At 28.1% G+C, this 18,519-nt stretch carries 14 protein-coding genes; 13 read left to right on the plus strand and 1 reads right to left on the minus strand.

Features of this window, described 5'->3' with window-relative positions; translation table 11 throughout:
- Nucleotides 1–160: 160 nt before the first annotated feature.
- From ACRCYC_RS13820 to ACRCYC_RS13830, 3 genes are all read left to right on the plus strand, one after another.
- Nucleotides 161–1,936 carry a BglG family transcription antiterminator gene (locus ACRCYC_RS13820; RefSeq protein WP_438619718.1) on the plus strand — a complete coding sequence of 592 codons (1,776 nt, stop codon included), beginning with the start codon at nucleotides 161–163 and terminating at the stop codon, nucleotides 1,934–1,936.
- Nucleotides 1,937–2,050: 114 nt separating this feature from the next.
- Nucleotides 2,051–2,968, plus strand: coding sequence for a 1-phosphofructokinase (gene pfkB, locus ACRCYC_RS13825; protein WP_438619719.1), 918 nt, complete (start codon nucleotides 2,051–2,053; stop codon nucleotides 2,966–2,968).
- A 4-nt stretch (nucleotides 2,969–2,972) separates the two neighbouring features.
- Nucleotides 2,973–4,865 carry a PTS fructose transporter subunit IIABC gene (locus ACRCYC_RS13830; protein WP_438619720.1) on the plus strand — a complete coding sequence of 631 codons (1,893 nt, stop codon included), beginning with the start codon at nucleotides 2,973–2,975 and terminating at the stop codon, nucleotides 4,863–4,865.
- A gap of 50 nt (nucleotides 4,866–4,915) precedes the next feature.
- On the opposite strand, the gene ACRCYC_RS13835 is transcribed toward ACRCYC_RS13830, so the two are convergent.
- Nucleotides 4,916–5,482 (minus strand): hypothetical protein, encoded by a 567-nt coding sequence (locus tag ACRCYC_RS13835; protein WP_438619721.1) that lies wholly within the window; start codon nucleotides 5,480–5,482, stop codon nucleotides 4,916–4,918.
- 335 nt (nucleotides 5,483–5,817) lie between these two features.
- On the opposite strand from ACRCYC_RS13835, the gene ACRCYC_RS13840 reads away from it, so the two are divergent.
- From ACRCYC_RS13840 to ACRCYC_RS13885, 10 genes are all read left to right on the plus strand, one after another.
- Nucleotides 5,818–8,436 (plus strand): cation-translocating P-type ATPase, encoded by a 2,619-nt coding sequence (locus ACRCYC_RS13840; RefSeq protein WP_438619722.1) that lies wholly within the window; start codon nucleotides 5,818–5,820, stop codon nucleotides 8,434–8,436.
- An 82-nt stretch (nucleotides 8,437–8,518) separates the two neighbouring features.
- Complete coding sequence (locus ACRCYC_RS13845) at nucleotides 8,519–9,430, plus strand: hemolysin family protein (RefSeq protein WP_438619723.1); 912 nt, start codon at nucleotides 8,519–8,521, stop codon at nucleotides 9,428–9,430.
- 139 nt (nucleotides 9,431–9,569) lie between these two features.
- Nucleotides 9,570–10,661 (plus strand): DUF871 domain-containing protein, encoded by a 1,092-nt coding sequence (locus tag ACRCYC_RS13850; RefSeq protein WP_438619724.1) that lies wholly within the window; start codon nucleotides 9,570–9,572, stop codon nucleotides 10,659–10,661.
- 63 nt (nucleotides 10,662–10,724) lie between these two features.
- Nucleotides 10,725–10,871 carry a hypothetical protein gene (locus ACRCYC_RS13855; protein WP_438619725.1) on the plus strand — a complete coding sequence of 49 codons (147 nt, stop codon included), beginning with the start codon at nucleotides 10,725–10,727 and terminating at the stop codon, nucleotides 10,869–10,871.
- 149 nt (nucleotides 10,872–11,020) lie between these two features.
- Nucleotides 11,021–12,364 (plus strand): M20 family metallopeptidase, encoded by a 1,344-nt coding sequence (locus tag ACRCYC_RS13860; RefSeq protein WP_438619726.1) that lies wholly within the window; start codon nucleotides 11,021–11,023, stop codon nucleotides 12,362–12,364.
- A 123-nt stretch (nucleotides 12,365–12,487) separates the two neighbouring features.
- Complete coding sequence (locus tag ACRCYC_RS13865; RefSeq protein WP_438619727.1) at nucleotides 12,488–13,264, plus strand: EFR1 family ferrodoxin; 777 nt, start codon at nucleotides 12,488–12,490, stop codon at nucleotides 13,262–13,264.
- Between the two features lie 203 nt (nucleotides 13,265–13,467).
- Entirely contained in the window at nucleotides 13,468–14,160 is a 693-nt protein-coding gene (locus ACRCYC_RS13870; protein ID WP_438619728.1) for a polyphosphate polymerase domain-containing protein, read from the plus strand.
- A gap of 12 nt (nucleotides 14,161–14,172) precedes the next feature.
- Nucleotides 14,173–14,841 (plus strand): DUF4956 domain-containing protein, encoded by a 669-nt coding sequence (locus ACRCYC_RS13875; RefSeq protein ID WP_438619729.1) that lies wholly within the window; start codon nucleotides 14,173–14,175, stop codon nucleotides 14,839–14,841.
- Nucleotides 14,842–14,851: 10 nt separating this feature from the next.
- Complete coding sequence (locus ACRCYC_RS13880) at nucleotides 14,852–16,363, plus strand: CotH kinase family protein (protein ID WP_438619730.1); 1,512 nt, start codon at nucleotides 14,852–14,854, stop codon at nucleotides 16,361–16,363.
- Nucleotides 16,364–16,378: 15 nt separating this feature from the next.
- Nucleotides 16,379–18,451 carry a hypothetical protein gene (locus ACRCYC_RS13885; RefSeq protein ID WP_438619731.1) on the plus strand — a complete coding sequence of 691 codons (2,073 nt, stop codon included), beginning with the start codon at nucleotides 16,379–16,381 and terminating at the stop codon, nucleotides 18,449–18,451.
- The last annotated feature ends 68 nt before the right edge of the window (nucleotides 18,452–18,519 follow it).

The following is an 18,519-nucleotide window of genomic DNA, read 5'->3' on the forward strand; positions in this document are numbered from 1 at the left end:
AATTAATATTCTAAGTAGTATAACATTTTAACAATAATTTGTAACTTAAAAAATAAATAAAATCAAATAAAATTTAATTATAAAGTTTATAATTGAAAGAATAAGAGATAATGTAGTAAAATGAAATTAACTATAAACAAATACGTAAGGGTTGATAACATTGGAGTATATTTTAAACACAAGACAATCAAAAATAGTTGAAATACTAAAGCAAAGTACACAGCCTATAAGTAGTAAAGCTTTAGCACAAGAAATAGGTTGTTCTACTAAAACAATACAAGTAGAAGTAAAAAATATAAATTCAACACTAGAAAATGTAAAAATAGACTCAATAAGAGGTATCGGATATAAATTAGTTGGGGATATAAAGTCTATAAAAGAAATAAAAGATGAAACAAACAATAATGATATAAACAGAATAAGCTACATATTAAAAAAAGTAATTTTTTTATACAAAGATAAGACATTAAAAATAGAAAACTTAGCAGATGAAATGTATGTAAGTTTATCTACTATAAAAAATGACTTAAAAGAAGTAAAAAATATATTACACAACTATAATTTAAAAATAATATCAAAACATAAACAAGGTGTAAGTATTGATGGAGATATAGAAGATTTAAAAAAATGTATTTTAGAAAGTTCAATAAACTACAAAGACATAAAACTAGAAGACTTTTTTAGTGAATATATAAAAAAAAGCATACCACAAATAAAATCAGAAATACTATATAACCTAGAAAAAGAAAATAGCATACTTACAGATTATGAATTTAACAATATATTTAATTACATATTAATATCACTATCATTAGAAGATAATAAAAATTATGAAGAATATATAAATCATTATATAAAAAACTACAAAGACAAATTTAAAAAACAAGACAACAAAGACTTTCAAGAAAAGATACTTCAATCAATAAATAGATTTACAAAAAACTTAAAGCTGGCAACTTCTATAGATATAAGTGAAGATGAAGTATTTAAAGAATATTTACACAGACATATAAGTAGCTTTTGTATAAAAAAAGAAATTAACGTAAACAATCAAAATGTAATAGCAAATGATATAAAAAGCAAATACCCATTTGCTTTTGAACTAGCAACTATTGCTAAAAACACACTAGAAGAAGATTTAGGCATAAATATAGACGAAAGTGAAACTGCAAATATTGCTATACACATAGGAGGAGCACTTCAAAGGTCATCTTACAATGACAATGACAAAGTACTAAAAACTATAATAGTATGCGCTTCAGGAGTTGGAACATCTTTGCTTATAAAAGCAAAGCTAGAAGCTAAATTTGATAAAAAACTAGAAATACTAAAAGTTATACCATCTTACTTAATAGATTATATAGGAGTTTTAGATGTTGACTTTATAATAGCTACAGTACCTATAAAACTAGAAAACATACCTGTAATAAACGTATCACCATTTTTAGACGACAAAGAAATAAAAATAATAGAAAAATTTATAGATACAGGAAAAATATATTACAATATTAATGTATCTGAAATATTTGACAAAGACTTGTTCTTTACAGACCTAGATTTTGAAAACAAATATGATGTAATAAAGTATATGTCACAAAAATTATTAGATAAAAATTATATAGATGAACAAATGAAACACTCTTATATAGAAAGAGAAAAAATAGCTACAACAGAAATAGGAAACATGGTAGCAATACCTCATGGAGCTAAAGGTGAAGTTTATAAAAACTCCATAGCAATAGGAATACTTAAAAATAGTATAAATTGGGAAGTAGGACAAGTAAGACTTGTAGTAATGCTATGCTTACAAAAAGAAAGTATATTAAATTATGAAGACTTATTTTCAAATATATACAAAAGAATAGACTCAATAGCTAAAGTAATAAGTATATGTGAATCTAAGAAATACGAAAAATTTATAGCTATGTTTAAATAAGTAAATATACAAATCGACAAATTTCTCTTTTAACCAAGAGAAATTTTTTGTCTTTTAGGAAAACATATTCAAAGGTATTATAAGTATATAAGATAACACTAACGAGGTGATAATATGATTTACACAGTAACACTTAACCCATCAATAGATTATGTAATTAAATTAGATAATTTAAAAAATGGAGAAGTAAATAGGACAAATGAGGAATACGTATACCCAGGAGGTAAAGGATTAAACGTATCATTAATATTAAAAGAACTAGGACACAACAACAAAGCATTAGGTTTTGTAAGTGGATTTACAGGTGCATATATAAAAGACACATTAACAAGTAAAGGTTTAGAAGAAGACTTTATAAACCTAGAAAATGGATTTACAAGAATAAATGTTAAAGTAAAAAGTAGTGAAGAAACAGAAATAAATGGACAAGGTCCAAATATAGACGACTTAGCTTTAAACAAGTTATATGAACAACTTGATAAGCTACAAGAAAATGATATATTAGTTTTAGCAGGTAGCATACCAAATACACTAGATTCTTCTCTTTATGAAAATATAATGGAAAGACTAGCAAATAAAAATATAAAAATAATAGTAGATGCTACAAAAGACTTATTAATGAATGTATTAAAACACAAACCATTTTTAATAAAACCAAACAATCACGAATTAGAAGAATTGTTTAATGTTAAATTAAAAAGCGTTGAAGATATTATAACTTACGCTAGCAAATTAAAAGAAATGGGTGCTAAAAATGTATTAGTATCGATGGGAAAAGATGGAGCATTATTAATAAATGAAAATGAAGAAATATTTATAAGTAATGTAGCAAAAGGAAAAGTTAAAAACTCAGTAGGAGCAGGCGATTCTATGGTAGCAGGTTTTATTGCAGGGTATTTAAATTCAAATTCTTATGAAGAAGCTTTAAAACTAGGAGCAGCTAGTGGAGGAGCAACAGCTTTTTCTAATGACTTAGCAAAAAAAGAAGACATATACAAATTAATAGATGAAATAAAAGTTGAAAGGAGATAAATTTATGAGAATAATAGACTTAATAAACAAAAAATCTATAAGCCTTAACTTAAAAGCAAAAGACAAAAGTGATGCTATAGACAAATTAGTAGATTTAGTAAATAACAGTGGAAACTTAAACGATAGAGCAGAATACAAAAGTGCAGTAATAGCTCGTGAAAATCAAAGTACAACAGGTATAGGAGAGGGAATAGCAATACCTCATGCTAAAACTAAAGCAGTTAAAAATCCATGTTTAGGTGCAGCAGTTTCAAAATCCGGTATAGATTATGAATCATTTGATGGAAGCTTATCAAATTTATTTTTCATGATAGCAGCTCCAGAAGGAGCTAATAATACTCACTTAGAAGTATTATCTAGATTATCTACAATACTTATGGATGAAGAATTTAGAGAAAAATTAATAAATGCAAAAAATGAAGATGAGTTTTTAAACTTAATAGATTACAAAGAAAAAGAGAAGTTTCCAGAGGAAGAGAAAGAAGAAGTTGTAGTTAAAGAAAGTAAGTCTTCAAAATACCCTACTGTTTTAGCAGTTACTGCTTGTCCGACGGGGATTGCACATACTTTCATGGCAGCAGAAAGCTTAAACAAGCAAGCTGATAAAATGGGAGTAAACATAAAAGTAGAAACTAATGGTTCATATGGGGCTAAAAATGTTTTAACTAAAGAAGAAATAGAAAATGCAACAGCAATAATCGTTGCAGCAGATAAAAAAGTTGATATGGCTAGATTTAATGGAAAAAAAGTTATAATAACTAAGGTTGCAAATGGAATACACAAAGCAGAAGAGTTAATAACTAAAGCACAAAATGGAGATGCACCAATATATAATCATGGTGGAAATGTAGAATCAAGTGAAGAAGTAGAAAATGAAACTGCATTTAGAAAAGTATATAAGCATTTAATGAATGGAGTTTCAAATATGCTACCATTTGTTGTAAGTGGAGGTATATTAATAGCTTTAGCTTTCTTATTAGATAATTATGCTATAGACCCATCAAACTTTGGTTCAAATACACCTCTAGCAGCTTTCTTTAAGTCAATAGGAGATACTGCTTTTGGATTTATGTTACCAGTACTTGCAGGATATATTGCATTTAGTATAGCTGATAGACCAGCTTTAGTAGTAGGTTTTGTAGGTGGAGCATTAGCAAATACTGGTGGTTCAGGTTTCTTAGGAGCTTTACTTGCAGGTTTTCTAGCAGGATATTTAGTACTTGGACTTAAAAAGGTATTTAGTGTTTTACCAGATTCATTAGATGGTATAAAACCAGTGTTACTTTATCCTTTATTTGGAACACTTTTAATGGGGATTATAATGACTTTCGTAATAATACCTCCAGTAGCAGCACTTAACGTTGGTATTACTAATTTCTTAAATAGTCTTGGAACTAGTTCTAAGTTAGTTCTTGGTTTAGTATTAGGTGGTATGATGGCAATTGATATGGGTGGTCCTATAAATAAGGCTGCTTATGTATTTGGTGTTGCAGCTCTAGATTCTGGTCAGTATGAGATAATGGCAGCAGTTATGGCTGGTGGTATGGTACCTCCTTTATCTATAGCACTTGCTACTACTTTCTTTAAAAATAGATTTACTAAAGAAGAACAAGAATCAGGTAAGGTTAATTATGTTATGGGATTATCATTTATTACAGAAGGTGCTATACCATTTGCGGCAGCGGACCCGTTAAAGGTTATACCAGCTTGTGTAGTAGGTTCGGCAACGGCTGGGGCTTTAAGTATGATGTTTAATGCAACACTTAGAGCGCCTCATGGTGGAATATTTGTTGTTCCAGTTGTTGGTCACCCACTAGCTTATTTAGGCGCTATAGTTATCGGTTCTGTAGTTGGGATGATACTTTTAGCAGTTCTTAAAAAACCAGTAAATGAGTAATATATATGGGATGTCTTTAAGTTATTTGTAAACTTAAAGACATCCCATTTTTAGTTTATATTATATTTTCGAATATAGTAAATTAACATTAGGAAAGCTCCACTAGATGCATACATCATATCTTGCATGGTATCTGTTAAGCCTCCAGATTGTGTTTTCATATTTAGGTATGTATCAAGTAAGTACTCTACTATTTCACATAGCCCCGATATTCCTAGGCTAAAGAAAAATACTACTATGAAAAATAATAGCTTATCTAGTGAATTTCGAGGGGGGGCTACAAATATATATCTAAGTATATTTAAACCAATTTTTAATGTTATAAATCCACTTATAAAGTGAAGGATGCTGTCATATGGTTTAAAGATATCATACATTTTATAGCAAGATCCTATTAAAAATGATGCTAAAACAAATAGATTTCCTACAATGTATAAGGGCTTATCTATTACAGTAAAATTTTTAAAATAAAGTTTACTTAGTATAAAAGTTATAGTTAAACATAAAAAGGATATAAAGGCCTTTCCACCTTGATGTATAGCAAAGAAGTAGATTATAGATAAGATATATATAATATAAAGTAGCCACTTAAATAGTTTTAAATTTTTATCTTTCATAAGATTACCACCTTAAAGATTTTTATAATTAGTATGTGCATTTTTTAGAAAAATATAACTTGAAAATAGTTCCTAGATTAATGTTAAATATATGTTAAATATATATAAATTGTTGCAAAATAATTTCAAAGTTATATAATAGATATATAGATAAATAAGTACTCCTTGAAGGGGAGTAGCTTTCGTATATGCGATAATCAATCGTCAATTTCGGATTAACATCCCGGTTGATTAGCAAGATAAAACCTTGTTAGCGAGACCTTCAAGCAAATTTTAACTTTAAAGTTTGCTTGGAGGTCTTTATTATTTAAATAAATTTTTTTCGGAGGTTAAGTATGTTTTATAAAAAAAGTATCGATGAAACATTAAACCAATTAAACTCTAGTTTAGATGGCTTAAGTTCAGACACAGCACAAAAATTACTAACAACACATGGATACAATGAACTAAAAGAAAAGGATAAAACTCCAACGTGGAAATTATTTTTAGAAACTTTTAAAGACCCTCTAGTTATAATTTTATTAATAGCAGCTTTAGTTCAAGTATTTTTAGGTGAAGGTACAGAAAGTTTAATAATATTTGCAGTTATTGCGCTAAACTCGGTGTTATCAGTAGTTCAAACTAAAAAAGCGGAAGGTTCTCTTGAGAGTCTTAAAAAATTATCAGTTCCAAATGCAAAAATTATAAGAGATGGTATTAAGGTTACTGTAGCTTCAAGAGATATTGTTCCTGGAGATATTGTAATACTAGAAGCAGGAGATTATATACCAGCAGATGGTAGAGTAATAGAATCTCAAAATCTTAAAGTTGTAGAAGGTATGCTTACAGGTGAAGCAGAACCAGTTCTAAAGCATGAGGAAGTAATAAATGAGGAAGCTGCACTTGGAGATCAAAAGAACTTAGTATTTAGTGGTTCTATGGTGGTTTACGGAAGAGCTTTATATGTAGTTACAAACACTGCTATGGAAACGGAAATGGGTAAGATAGCAGATTTATTAGAAAATGCAGAGAATAAACAAACACCACTTCAAGTTAAACTAGATGAATTTAGTAAAAAACTAGGAGTTGGAATAGTTGCATTAGCTGTTTTAATATTTGGTATAGAAGTAATGAGAGGTGGAGATTTAGTAAACTCATTTATGTTTGCAATAGCAATAGCAGTTGCAGCAATACCAGAAGCATTATCTTCAATAGTTACAATAGTTTTAGCAGTTGGAACAAACTCTATGGCTAAAAAACAAGCTATAGTAAGAAAGTTACCAGCAGTTGAAACATTAGGTTCTACTAGTGTTATATGTACAGATAAAACTGGAACATTAACTCAAAATAAAATGACTGTTGTAGATACTTATGTATACAATCCAGAAAAAGTTTTTGTAGAAGATGGTTGTTTAGAAGTTGCAGCATCAAAATCAATAACTCAACAAGAAAGTTACCTTATATTAGGATCTTCACTTTGTAATGACTCGGATATAACAAGTGAAGGTGTTGAAATAGGAGATCCTACAGAAATAGCACTTATGAATTATGCTAACAGTAAAGGATTTGAGTATAATGAAATAAGAGATATAAATACTAGATTAAGCGAATTACCATTTGATAGTGATAGAAAACTTATGTCAACTGTAAATAATGTAGAAGGCGAAGTTGTTATGTTTACTAAAGGAGCACCGGATGTAATCTTTAGTAGATGTAAATATGCACTAGTTGGTGATGAAGTTGTTAAAGCAAGTGATGAAGTAATAAATGAATATAAGAAAATGAACGAAGAATTTTCTAATAAAGCATTAAGAGTTTTAGCATTTGCAACAAAGCGTGTTAAAGATGAAAGTTTTGTTCCAACAATAGAAGATGAATGTGATTTAACATTAATCGGACTTACTGCAATGATAGACCCACCAAGAGAAGAGGTTTATGAAGCGGTTGAAAATGCAAGAAAATCAGGTATTAAAACTGTTATGATAACAGGAGATCACAAAACAACAGCAAAAGCTATAGCAATAGATATAGGAATATTTGAAGAAGGCGATATGGCACTTACAGGTAGCGAGTTAGATGCTTTAAGTGATGAAGAATTAGATCAAAACTTAGAACACATATCAGTATATGCTAGGGTTTCACCAGAAAATAAAATAAGAATAGTAAAAGCTTGGCAAAGCAAAGGTAAGGTTTGTGCAATGACAGGTGATGGTGTTAATGATGCACCAGCTTTAAAACAAGCAGATATCGGTATAGGTATGGGAAGTGGAACAGAAGTTGCAAAAGATGCTTCTGATATGGTTTTAGTAGATGATAACTTTGCAACAATAGTTAAAGCAGTAGAAGTAGGAAGAACAGTTTATACAAATATTAAAAAATCAATAATGTATTTATTCTCAGGAAACTTAGGTGGAATAATTGCTATATTATTTGCAGTATTTGCAGGACTTCCTAATCCATTTACAACTATACAATTATTATTTATAAACTTAGTAACAGATTCACTACCAGCAATAGCGCTAGGTCTTGAAAAACCTGAAAAAGGTGTTATGAATAATCCTCCAAGAGACAAAGATGAAAGTATATTCTCAAAAGGAACTATTGGATTTGTATTGACTAGAGGGCTTATAATAGGTATAGTTACTATAACAGCACAATTAATAGGTATGAAGCATTCAACAGAACTTGGTGTTTCAATGGCATTTGCTACACTTACATTATCAAGAATAATACAAACATTTGCAGCAAGATCAAACTCAGAAACAGTATTTGAGTTAGGATTTAAAAGTAATAAGTATGTATTAGGAGCAGTTGTAGTATGTTTAGGGATGTTCTCATTAACATTACTACCATTTATGAGAGAAGTATTTACAATGCCAGATAGCTTTAACTTTACTAATTTAATGATTTCTTTCGGGTTAGCTATAACTTCAACATTATTAATGGAAGTTAGCAAACTTATAAAAAGAAAATAATAAATTAATTTAATTAAGAGTGTAGTCAAAACTACACTCTTTTAATATATATATAATAAGTTTAAATTTTAAGGAGGAATATATGATAAGTTTAGATCCGGACCCCGAGGGGATACTCTCAAAGAGGACTTTAAGAGTAAGTTTATTTAGCAGAGCAATTGCAATGCTAAAATCATTTGTATTAAAGGTAGTAGGAGTAAAAAACTATAATGAATATGAATGTGCATCAGAGGAAAGTATTAAATCTTTAATTGATAAGTCAAAGAAAGATGGTTTAATCGAAGCTGATGAAAAAGATATGTTGTGTAAGGTATTTGAATTTAATGACAGATTAGCAAAAGAAATTATGACTTCTAGAAGTGATACTTTCTTGATAAATATTGAAGATGATTTTAAAGATATATTATCTGAAATATTAAAATTAAATTACTCGAGAATACCAGTTTACAGAGATAATGTAGATAATATTATTGGAGTATTATACGTAAAAGACTTATTAGCCGAAGCTAGCAAAGTAGGTTTTGATAATATAAATTTAGAAAAAATACTTCATAATCCATATTTTGTTCCAGAAATTAAAAGAACAAATGAGCTATTTAAGCTTTTAAAAGAAGCTAAAATACATCTAGCCGTACTATTTGATGAATATGGTGGTTTTTCAGGAATCGTCACTATGGAAGATTTAGTTGAAGAAATCATGGGCGATATTGAAGATGAATATGATATAGCTGATGAAGTAAATCAAATAGATACAAATACTTTTATAATAAAAGGATATTTAAGTGTAAATGATTTTAACGATCGATTTAACATGAATATAGAAGAAGGCGATTATGACACTTTAAATGGATATTTAACAGAAGCTCTTGGAAAAATACCAGATGAAAACGAAGTAGTTGAGCTAGATAATGTTAAGTTCACCGTTTTTAAGGTTGAAAATAGAAGAGTTGAAGAAGTAAAAGTAAACATATTAAAAGTTAGTAATAAAGCATAATATAAAAGTATAAGGGCTGTCTTTAAAAAAGAGAGCTCTTTTTTGTATGCAAATATAAAAAAACTTATATATAAGTTTAATGTTTGGAAATTTATGGGTATATATAATAAAAAGTATTTAAACAAAGGAGTGATATGCTATGGGAAGATTGGGAATATCAATATATGTAGACAAATCTAATGAAGAAGAATTAATAAAATATATTGATACGGCGGCTGAAAATGGATTTAGTCGTATATTTTCATGTTTACTATCTGTGGATGATACCAAAGAAAATATCTTAAATAAATTCAAGCAAATAAATGAATATGCTCATTCAAAAGGTTTTGAAATAATACTTGATGTTAGTCCCAAAGTTTTTGATGACCTGGGAATAAGCTATGATGATTTAACATTTTTTAAAGAAACGAGTAGTTATGGCATAAGATTAGATATGGGATTTACAGGTCTTGAAGAATCTTTAATGACCTTTAATCCTCATGATTTAAAAATAGAAATAAATATGAGTAACTACACTAAATATATAGACACTATAATGGATTATCAACCTAAAAAAGATAATATCATAGGATGCCATAATTTCTACCCACATAGATACAGTGGACTCACATTAGAACATTTTATGAAATGTACAGATAAGTTTAAAAAGTATGGCTTAAAAACAGCTACCTTTGTAACAAGTCAAAATCAAGATACATTTGGACCTTGGCCTATTACAGAAGGATTGCCAACACTTGAAATGCATAGAAGCTTGCCATTAGATGTACAAGTAAAACATTTAATAGCTCTAGGGAATATAGATGACATTATAATATCAAATTGTTATCCATCTATTGAAGAACTTGAAAAAGTAGGAAGAATAAGAAAAGATGTAGTTACTTTTGATATTAACTTAGTAGAAAATTTACCAAAAACAGAAAAAGATATAGTTTTAAAAGAACTACATTTTAACAGAGGCGATGTATCAAGTAACATGATAAGATCAACTCAATCAAGAGTTAAATATAAAGATCATAACTTTGAACTGTTTAATGCTCCTGAAGTTATAAGAAGAGGAGATGTAGTAATTGAAAGCAGTGAATATGGAAATTATGCAGGAGAGCTACAAATAGCACTTTGTGATATGAAAAATAGTGGCAAAACCAATGTTGTAGGACGTATAAGAGAAGAAGAAATATTTATACTAGATTACATAAAGCCATGGCAAAAGTTTACCTTTACTACATTTTAAAAAATATAATATAAAATTTAAAACTTCATATAATGTATAAATAGATAATTTGGAGGAATTTACATGTATGAGTTTATAATAAATATAATGTCAACACTTATACTTTTAGCACCACCAATATTTATAAAACATTTGATGAACAATTTGATAAATACAATTAAGTTTTATATTTGCTTAATACAATTAACTAAATTATCTTTAGAAATATAGTAAAAAATAGTGCTTATGATAACGTTTTATAGTTTTCATAAGCACTATTTTTTATTATATTTAAATTTGGGTATAAATATAGCAAGAAAAAATATAAGTTGATATAATTTAATTAAGACCTGAATTAAAAACAAAAGGGGGACAAGAGGATGAGAGAACAAATTATAAAAAGTGTAGGAAATCTTCAAGAAGAAATGATTAATTCAATAATTGAAAGTGTAGAAATTCCAAGTGTGATAGGTGAAGAAAGTAGTCAATATCCATTTGGAAAAGATATAGATGATGCGCTAAATCATATGTTAAACTTATGTGAAAAACTAGGATTTAAAACATACAAAGATAAAGAAGGTTATTATGGATATGCAGAAATAGGAGAAGGTGAAGAATTAGTAGGGGTACTAGGGCATCTAGATGTAGTTCCAGCAGGAGATTTAAGTGCGTGGAATGTAGACCCATTCAAAGGAACTATAATAGATGGAAAGCTTTATGGAAGAGGAACTCAAGATGATAAAGGTCCTACAATAACAGCTATATATGCAACTAAAGCTATATTAGATGCAGGTCTTAAATTAAATAAAAGAGTAAGATTTATATTTGGAACAGATGAAGAAACACTATGGAGAGACATGGCTAAGTATAATGAAAATAAAGAAGAAATACCGAGCTTTGGATTTACACCAGATAGTGCCTTCCCATGTATAAATGCTGAAAAAGGACTATTACAATGTATATTAACATCAAACAAGCCTTCAAAAGTTAATATAAAAGCAGGAGATGCATTCAATGCAGTTCCAAGCAAAGCTACATACAATAGTATAAAAATGGAAGAATTAGAGCAAGAATTAAAAAAACTAGGATTTGAATATAAAAAAGAAGATAACTCTATAACAGTAATGGGTAAAAGTGTACATTCTCAAAAGTGTAATGAAGGTATAAACTCAATAGCTAGACTTTGTATAGCTCTTAAAAATATAGGAATAGATACACCTGCAATAGACTTTATAGCAGATGTTATAAAAGAAGATGCACATGCAACTAGTATATTACCAAACTGTGAAGATGTATCAGGAAAATTAACATTTAACTTAGGTAAAATAGATTTTAATGAAAAAGATGAAAAAATATATCTAGACGTTAGAATACCAGTTACAGTAGAAAAAGATACTTTTGTTAATGCTTTAATAGAAAAATCTAAAAAATATGATTTAGAATATAGTGAATATGATTGGGCTAAATCTATATACATACCAGACAATCATTTTTTAATAAAAACATTAAGAAAAGTATATGAAGAAGAAACAGGATGCGACTCAACTCCATTAGCATCAGGAGGAGCTACATATGCAAGAGCCATAGACAACTGTGTGGCATTTGGAGCCATATTCCCATGGGGGAAAAAGACAGAGCATCAACCAAATGAGTATGTGGAAATAAAAGATATGGTTAAAGCTATGGAAATTTATGCTTTAACATTGTATGAATTAACAAGATAGTTTTTTAAAAGGTGCATTCTTCACTTATCTGGGATGCACCTTTTTTATTTTGTAGATATAAATGTTGATGGAACTATAATATAATTAATAAAGGATGTTAAATAAATATTAGGAAGTGATAATGTGATAAAAAATGGAGCTGTTATATTTTTTTCAGGAACAGGTAATACAAAATATATAGCTAAGCTTTTTAAAGATAGTTTTAAAAAGGAAAATATAAATGTAGATCTTATAGATATTCAAAGAGAAGATAGTTTAAATAAAGAATATGATTTTTATATTTTTGGGGGACCTATTCATGCGGAAATGATACCAAAAATACTTGTGGATTGGGTAAATAAAAATATACCTAATGAAAGTAAAAAGTGTTTAGTATATCATACTCTAGCTTCTGAGAAACATAGTCCAAGTAGAATTTATTTAGCTAAGGTGCTTAATAAAAAAGGCTTAGATGTAATTATAAATACTTCTATACAAATGCCAAATAATTATTATCATAAGTTCTTTAAAAGAGATACAGATGAAGAAATTGCAAGGGTATTAAGTTTAGCTCCAAGTAAAGTTGATGAAATAGTGAAAGATTTTATAACTAACAATAAATATGAAATAAACTTTAAAAAGAGCACTATTGGAGCAAAAACTGTGTATGATGGATTTTTAATTTATGCTAAAAAGTATGCCAAAAGAAATTTTTCACTAGATGAAAGTAAGTGTATAAATTGTAAGATATGCGAAAATGAATGTCCTACTAAAAATATATCTATGAAAGATAAAAAACTAATATTTTCAAAAAAATGTATAGGGTGTGAAAAATGTATTCACAGATGTCCAACGAATGCTATTTTATTTGATAAAAAGCCATTTACACCTTATAAAATAGAAAAATATTTAAATAAATAAAATAAATTTAAAGATCCAGAGGCTAATAAATTTAGAAGAAGGATCTTTTTTATTTACTAGGATAAGCAAATAAAGAACTATTTTTGCACGATTTTCAAAAATAAATTGTCAATAATGTCGAAAATGATAAAAGTAAGTTGTTTTATGTTAAACTATATAAAGAATTTTGTAAAAGCTTAATATATACAAAGGAGGGGTATAAATTGATAGTAAATAGAAGAGAGCTTAAGTATCCAATAGGAGAAATGGATTACTACAAAGTAAATGAACTATTCAAAGAAGTATTAACTCCAGACCCAAACAACAAAGATTATGGGTATAGGATAAGGAGTTTATACTTTGATAGTTTAAATGATGATGATTACTATGCAAAGGTAGACGGAGAAGAAATAAGAAAGAAGATAAGGTTAAGGATATACGATACTAAAACTGATAAAGTAAAACTTGAAATAAAAAGAAAAATGAATATAAGTCAAAGAAAAGAAACAACTACTATAAGTAGAGAAGATGCAATAGCTCTTATAAATAAAGATTATAGTGTACTTTTAAAGTATGATAATAATACAGCTCAATCTGCTTACAATATTATGACTATAGGACAATACAGACCAGCAGTTCTTGTAGATTACAATAGAAGGGCTTATATACATAATGAAAATAATATAAGGGTTACCTTAGATAGTGATATAAAATCTAATGAATTTGATTTTGATATGTTTAATGAAGATGTAGTAATGACCCCAATAGTTGATTATTACAACGCAGTTTTAGAAGTGAAGTTTGATGGTGAACTATTTTGTTGGATATCCCAAGCTTTAACAGGACTTGATACAACTAACAGATCACTTAGTAAGTATTGTAGTTCAAGAAGATTTTTCGAAAATTATATGTTATAAGGAAGTGGTAAAATGAAGGAAACATTATACAAATATTTAACAACGCAAAGTGGTACAATAACGGCTTTAGGTGCATTAGAAACAATGTCTATAGCTCTTTTATTATCCGTAGTAGTATTTTGGACATACAAAATAACTTTTAGTGGGGTAATGTATAATAGAAAATTTAACGTTTCTTTAGTAATGCTTACATTAGTAACTACTATGGTTATGATAGTTATTGGTAGTGATATAGCACTATCTTTAGGTATGGTTGGTGCATTATCTATAGTTCGTTTTAGAACAGCTATAAAAGATCCAAGAGATACAGGATATATATTTTGGTGTATAGCAATAGGACTTAGTACAGGTAGTTCAAATTATATGGTAGCAATTATAGGCTCATTATTCTTATTTGCAGTTTTAACTATGTTTAGCTTTAGTGGATTTGGAAAAGAAGACAGATACATACTTATAATAAGAGGTCTTAGAGAAAAAGAAGAAGAAATAATGAGATGTGTATTCAATTCTTTTAAAGGAAGTCAATTAAGAGCGAAAAACTCAGTAGGAAGCAACTTAGAAATTATATACCAAATAAAAATGAAAAATAATGAAGATAAAAATATAATAAGTGATTTATATAAAATAGAAGGTGTAAGCACTGTAAATATAGTTGCTCAAAATGGAGAAACCATAGGTTAGGTGATATATTATGAAAAAAGATATATTTAGAAGCTTTGTTGCACTTGCATTTTTATTTTTAACTTTGTTAATTGTAGCAAATTTAAACAATATAAAAGAATTAGCAAAGAAAGAAAGCGAATCAATTAAACAAAAAAACTTTGAATCCTATAACCAAGAAGCTGAAATAAATAAAGATTACAACCTTCCTATAGTAGTTATAAACACAAAAGGAAATGTAATCAATAGGGATGAAAAAGTAAATGGAGAAATTCAAATTTACAATAAAAAAGATGGGTTAAATAAATTAAGCGATACCCCTCAACTTGTAAGTAGAGCAAGCTTTAATATAAGAGGAAATAGTACAAGTAAGTATCCTAAAAAACAATATAGTCTAAAACTTTTAAACAAAAAAGGAAATGAACAAGAAGAAAGCATTCTAGGAATGCCAAAAGATTCTGAATGGGTGTTAAATGCTCCTTTTGCAGATAAATCGCTTATGAGAAATTATATAGCTTTAAATGCATCAAAAAATATAATGGGATATGCTCCGAGAGTAAAGTTTTGTGAAGTGTTTTTAGTAGATGATAACAACTTAAACTTAAACCAAGCAGATTATCAAGGTGTATATATGATGATTGAAAAAATCAATAGAGGTGAAGACAGAGTAGATATAACTAAAACTTTAAAAAATATGGATGAAAGTAGTTTTATATTGGCTAAAGATAGACAGAAAAAAGACGACATCGAAGTTAAAAGTTATGGAAAAGAAATTTCACTATATAACAATGGACTTAACATTAAATATCCTAAAAAAGATTTAACTCCAGGCAAATATGAATACATTCGAAAGTATATAAGTGAATTTGAAAGAATGCTTTACTCTGATAAATTCAACGACCCAGCTATTGGATACAATAAATATATTGATGTAGATTCATTTGTAGATTTTTATATAATAAATGAATTTTTCAAAAATACAGATGCAGGAATTTACAGTACTTACATGTACAAAGATTATGAAGAAAAAATGAAGGCAGGCCCAGTATGGGACTTTAACCAATCCTTAGGAAATCATACAGAAGATATAGGATATCCATTTGAATATGAAGGATTCTTTATGAACCAAAGACCTTGGTTTGATAGATTAATGCAAGATAAAAACTTTGCAAATAAAGTTGTACAACGATATAAAGAATTAAGAAAAACTTATTTAAGTGATGATTACTTAATAGGAGAAATAGATAAAGGAAAAAACATATTAGGAGATTCAGTCAATAGAAACTTTAAAAAATGGCCTATAAACTTATGCAATCAAGCTGAAGCATTTGAAGAAAATAGTTTTGAAGTATTTGAAGAGAAAAACATCAAAACCGTACAGGACTATGAAAAGTTTTTAAAACAACATCCACATTTAGTAAAGTCTGTATCAGGAAGAGCAAAGTCTTATGACGAGGAATTAAATTTAATGAAAAACTTCATAAAAAACAGAGGTAAATGGATGGATGAAAATATAGACAGTCTTAGTAAGTGGGCAAGCTAATAGGAGTGAAATAATATGAAGAGATTTTTAGCTATTTGTATAGTGATATTTGTACTAATAGTAATTGGAATAGAAAATATTGCTACAAATAAGTCTGTACCAAAAGATAATACTTATTTTACTAAAACTAACGGCAAGGATATTTATATAGTTAAAGATAGTAAGTGGGAAAAGTTAGATATAGTGGGTGTAGATTTAAACTCAACTAAGCCAGGGGTATTTCCAAGTGAAAATAAGGTAAGTGAAGAAGAGTATTTAAGATGGATAAATTATATTTATGATATGGGAGCAAATTGCATAAAGGTTCCAAACTTAATGAGTGAGAATTTTTATAATGCTTTATATAAATTTAATAAAGATAAAAAAGAACCAATTTATTTAATGCAAGGTATATACTTTGATGAAAAACTACTTAAAAATGGACAAAATCCAGAGGGGAAAACTCCAACTGAGAAGTTTAAAAATAACATGAAGCTTATAGTAGATTCAGTTCATGGAAACCCATATAATTTCAACAAGCCAGATATACTTCAAGTATACAAAACAGATGTATCAAAATATGTAATAGGATATAGCTTAGGAATAGAATTTGCAAAGCATGATTTAATATATGCAGAAATTATGAATAGCAAAAAAGCATATGATGGCAAGTTTATGTACACAAATGAGGATGCATCATCATTTGAATCTTATATGGCTAAAATGGGAGATTATATAGCAGGCTATGAACTTGATACATATAAAAAACAAAGTTTAATAAGTTTTATAGCAACATCTCCATATAGTATAGTCAATAATACGAAACCACAAGTTGAAAAAGATAAAATGAAAGATTATATAGATGTAGAAAATATAAAAGCTAAGACAAAATTGAAAACAGGAATAATTGCTAGCTATAATATATATCCATCTTTTTCAGAACTAAAAGAATATCAACAAAATATAGATGAGTATTTTAAAAAGATAAATAATCATTATAAAATACCTGTAATAATAGGTGAAATGGGTATTCCTTCAAGCAGAGCCGGAGGAGATTTTAACAAGGATATAAATAAAGGATATATAAATGAAAAAGAACAAGGGCAAGAATTAGTAAATGCATACAAAGCTATAAAAGCATCTGGTATCGCAGGATGTTTTATATTTGAATTTCAAGATAGTTGGGATGCTTCAGCCTGGAATACAAAACAAAGTAAGATACTAGATAGATCTGCATATTGGAGCGATGCACAAACTTATAGTCAAAGCTTTGGACTTATGACGTTTGAACCTGGAAAATCAGAAGCTACTCCTTACCCAGATGATAGTTTAAATGATTGGAAAGATGAAAATATCATAAATAAAAATAAGGATTTAAGTTTATCTGTAAAAAGTGATGAAAAATATTTATATTTTATGTTAAAGAGTTCAAAAAAACTAGACTTAAAAAAAGATGAGATGTATATAGATTTGGATGTAACTCCTAAATCAGGAACAAATAAAAGTACTCAGTATAATTTAGAGTTTGATAATCCGGTAGACTTTATAATTAAAATAAACGACAATGATAATTCTATGGTAGCAGTACATGAGTATTATAATAGATTTGATTTTTATGAAAATAAAACAATGTATGAAAAAAGACCAGATTTAATGAAAAATACACCAAACATGGACTATTTCTCACCTGTATATATAGATACAAGACCAAAAATGTATAGTAAGTCATTAGGTACTACAGTAGATAAATTAAGCTATGAAACAGGAAAGTTAGTTAAAGGAAATGCTAATCCAGATAGTAAAGACTTTAATTCTGTTGCAGACTATTATATAGGTGAAGATTATGTAGAAGTACGTATACCATGGGGGCTTTTAAACTTTATGGACCCTTCAACTAAGCAAATACAAGATGATTTTTATAAAGAATTTAAAACTAAGCCTTTAATGATTAAAGATATAAAAGTAGGAGTAACTGTAAAAGAAGGAGATAAAACTATAAATAGATTAAATAGTAATGCCTATAATTTAGAGGGATGGGATTTACCTAATTATCATGAAAGATTAAAACAGTCTTATTATATAGTTAAAGATGAGTTAAGTAAAAAGTAAAGAGGAAAATCTTATGAAAAATGTAGCTAATATATATTTAGTTTTAAGCTTTTTTATTTATATGATAG

It is taken from the genome of Paraclostridium sp., assembly GCF_051657365.1.
In the GTDB taxonomy this organism is placed as follows: Bacteria; Bacillota; Clostridia; order Peptostreptococcales; family Peptostreptococcaceae; genus Paraclostridium.

Bases quoted from the DNA above. Each gene is read 5' to 3' on its own strand.
- pfkB (WP_438619719.1), top strand. From the start codon at position 2,051: ATGATTTACACAGTAACACTTAACCCATCAATAGATTATGTAATTAAA.
- ACRCYC_RS13830 (WP_438619720.1), top strand. From the start codon at position 2,973: ATGAGAATAATAGACTTAATAAACAAAAAATCTATAAGCCTTAACTTA.
- ACRCYC_RS13835 (WP_438619721.1), bottom strand. From the start codon at position 5,482: ATGAAAGATAAAAATTTAAAACTATTTAAGTGGCTACTTTATATTATA.
- ACRCYC_RS13840 (WP_438619722.1), top strand. From the start codon at position 5,818: ATGTTTTATAAAAAAAGTATCGATGAAACATTAAACCAATTAAACTCT.
- ACRCYC_RS13845 (WP_438619723.1), top strand. From the start codon at position 8,519: ATGATAAGTTTAGATCCGGACCCCGAGGGGATACTCTCAAAGAGGACT.
- ACRCYC_RS13850 (WP_438619724.1), top strand. From the start codon at position 9,570: ATGGGAAGATTGGGAATATCAATATATGTAGACAAATCTAATGAAGAA.
- ACRCYC_RS13855 (WP_438619725.1), top strand. From the start codon at position 10,725: ATGTATGAGTTTATAATAAATATAATGTCAACACTTATACTTTTAGCA.
- ACRCYC_RS13860 (WP_438619726.1), top strand. From the start codon at position 11,021: ATGAGAGAACAAATTATAAAAAGTGTAGGAAATCTTCAAGAAGAAATG.
- ACRCYC_RS13875 (WP_438619729.1), top strand. From the start codon at position 14,173: ATGAAGGAAACATTATACAAATATTTAACAACGCAAAGTGGTACAATA.
- ACRCYC_RS13880 (WP_438619730.1), top strand. From the start codon at position 14,852: ATGAAAAAAGATATATTTAGAAGCTTTGTTGCACTTGCATTTTTATTT.
- ACRCYC_RS13885 (WP_438619731.1), top strand. From the start codon at position 16,379: ATGAAGAGATTTTTAGCTATTTGTATAGTGATATTTGTACTAATAGTA.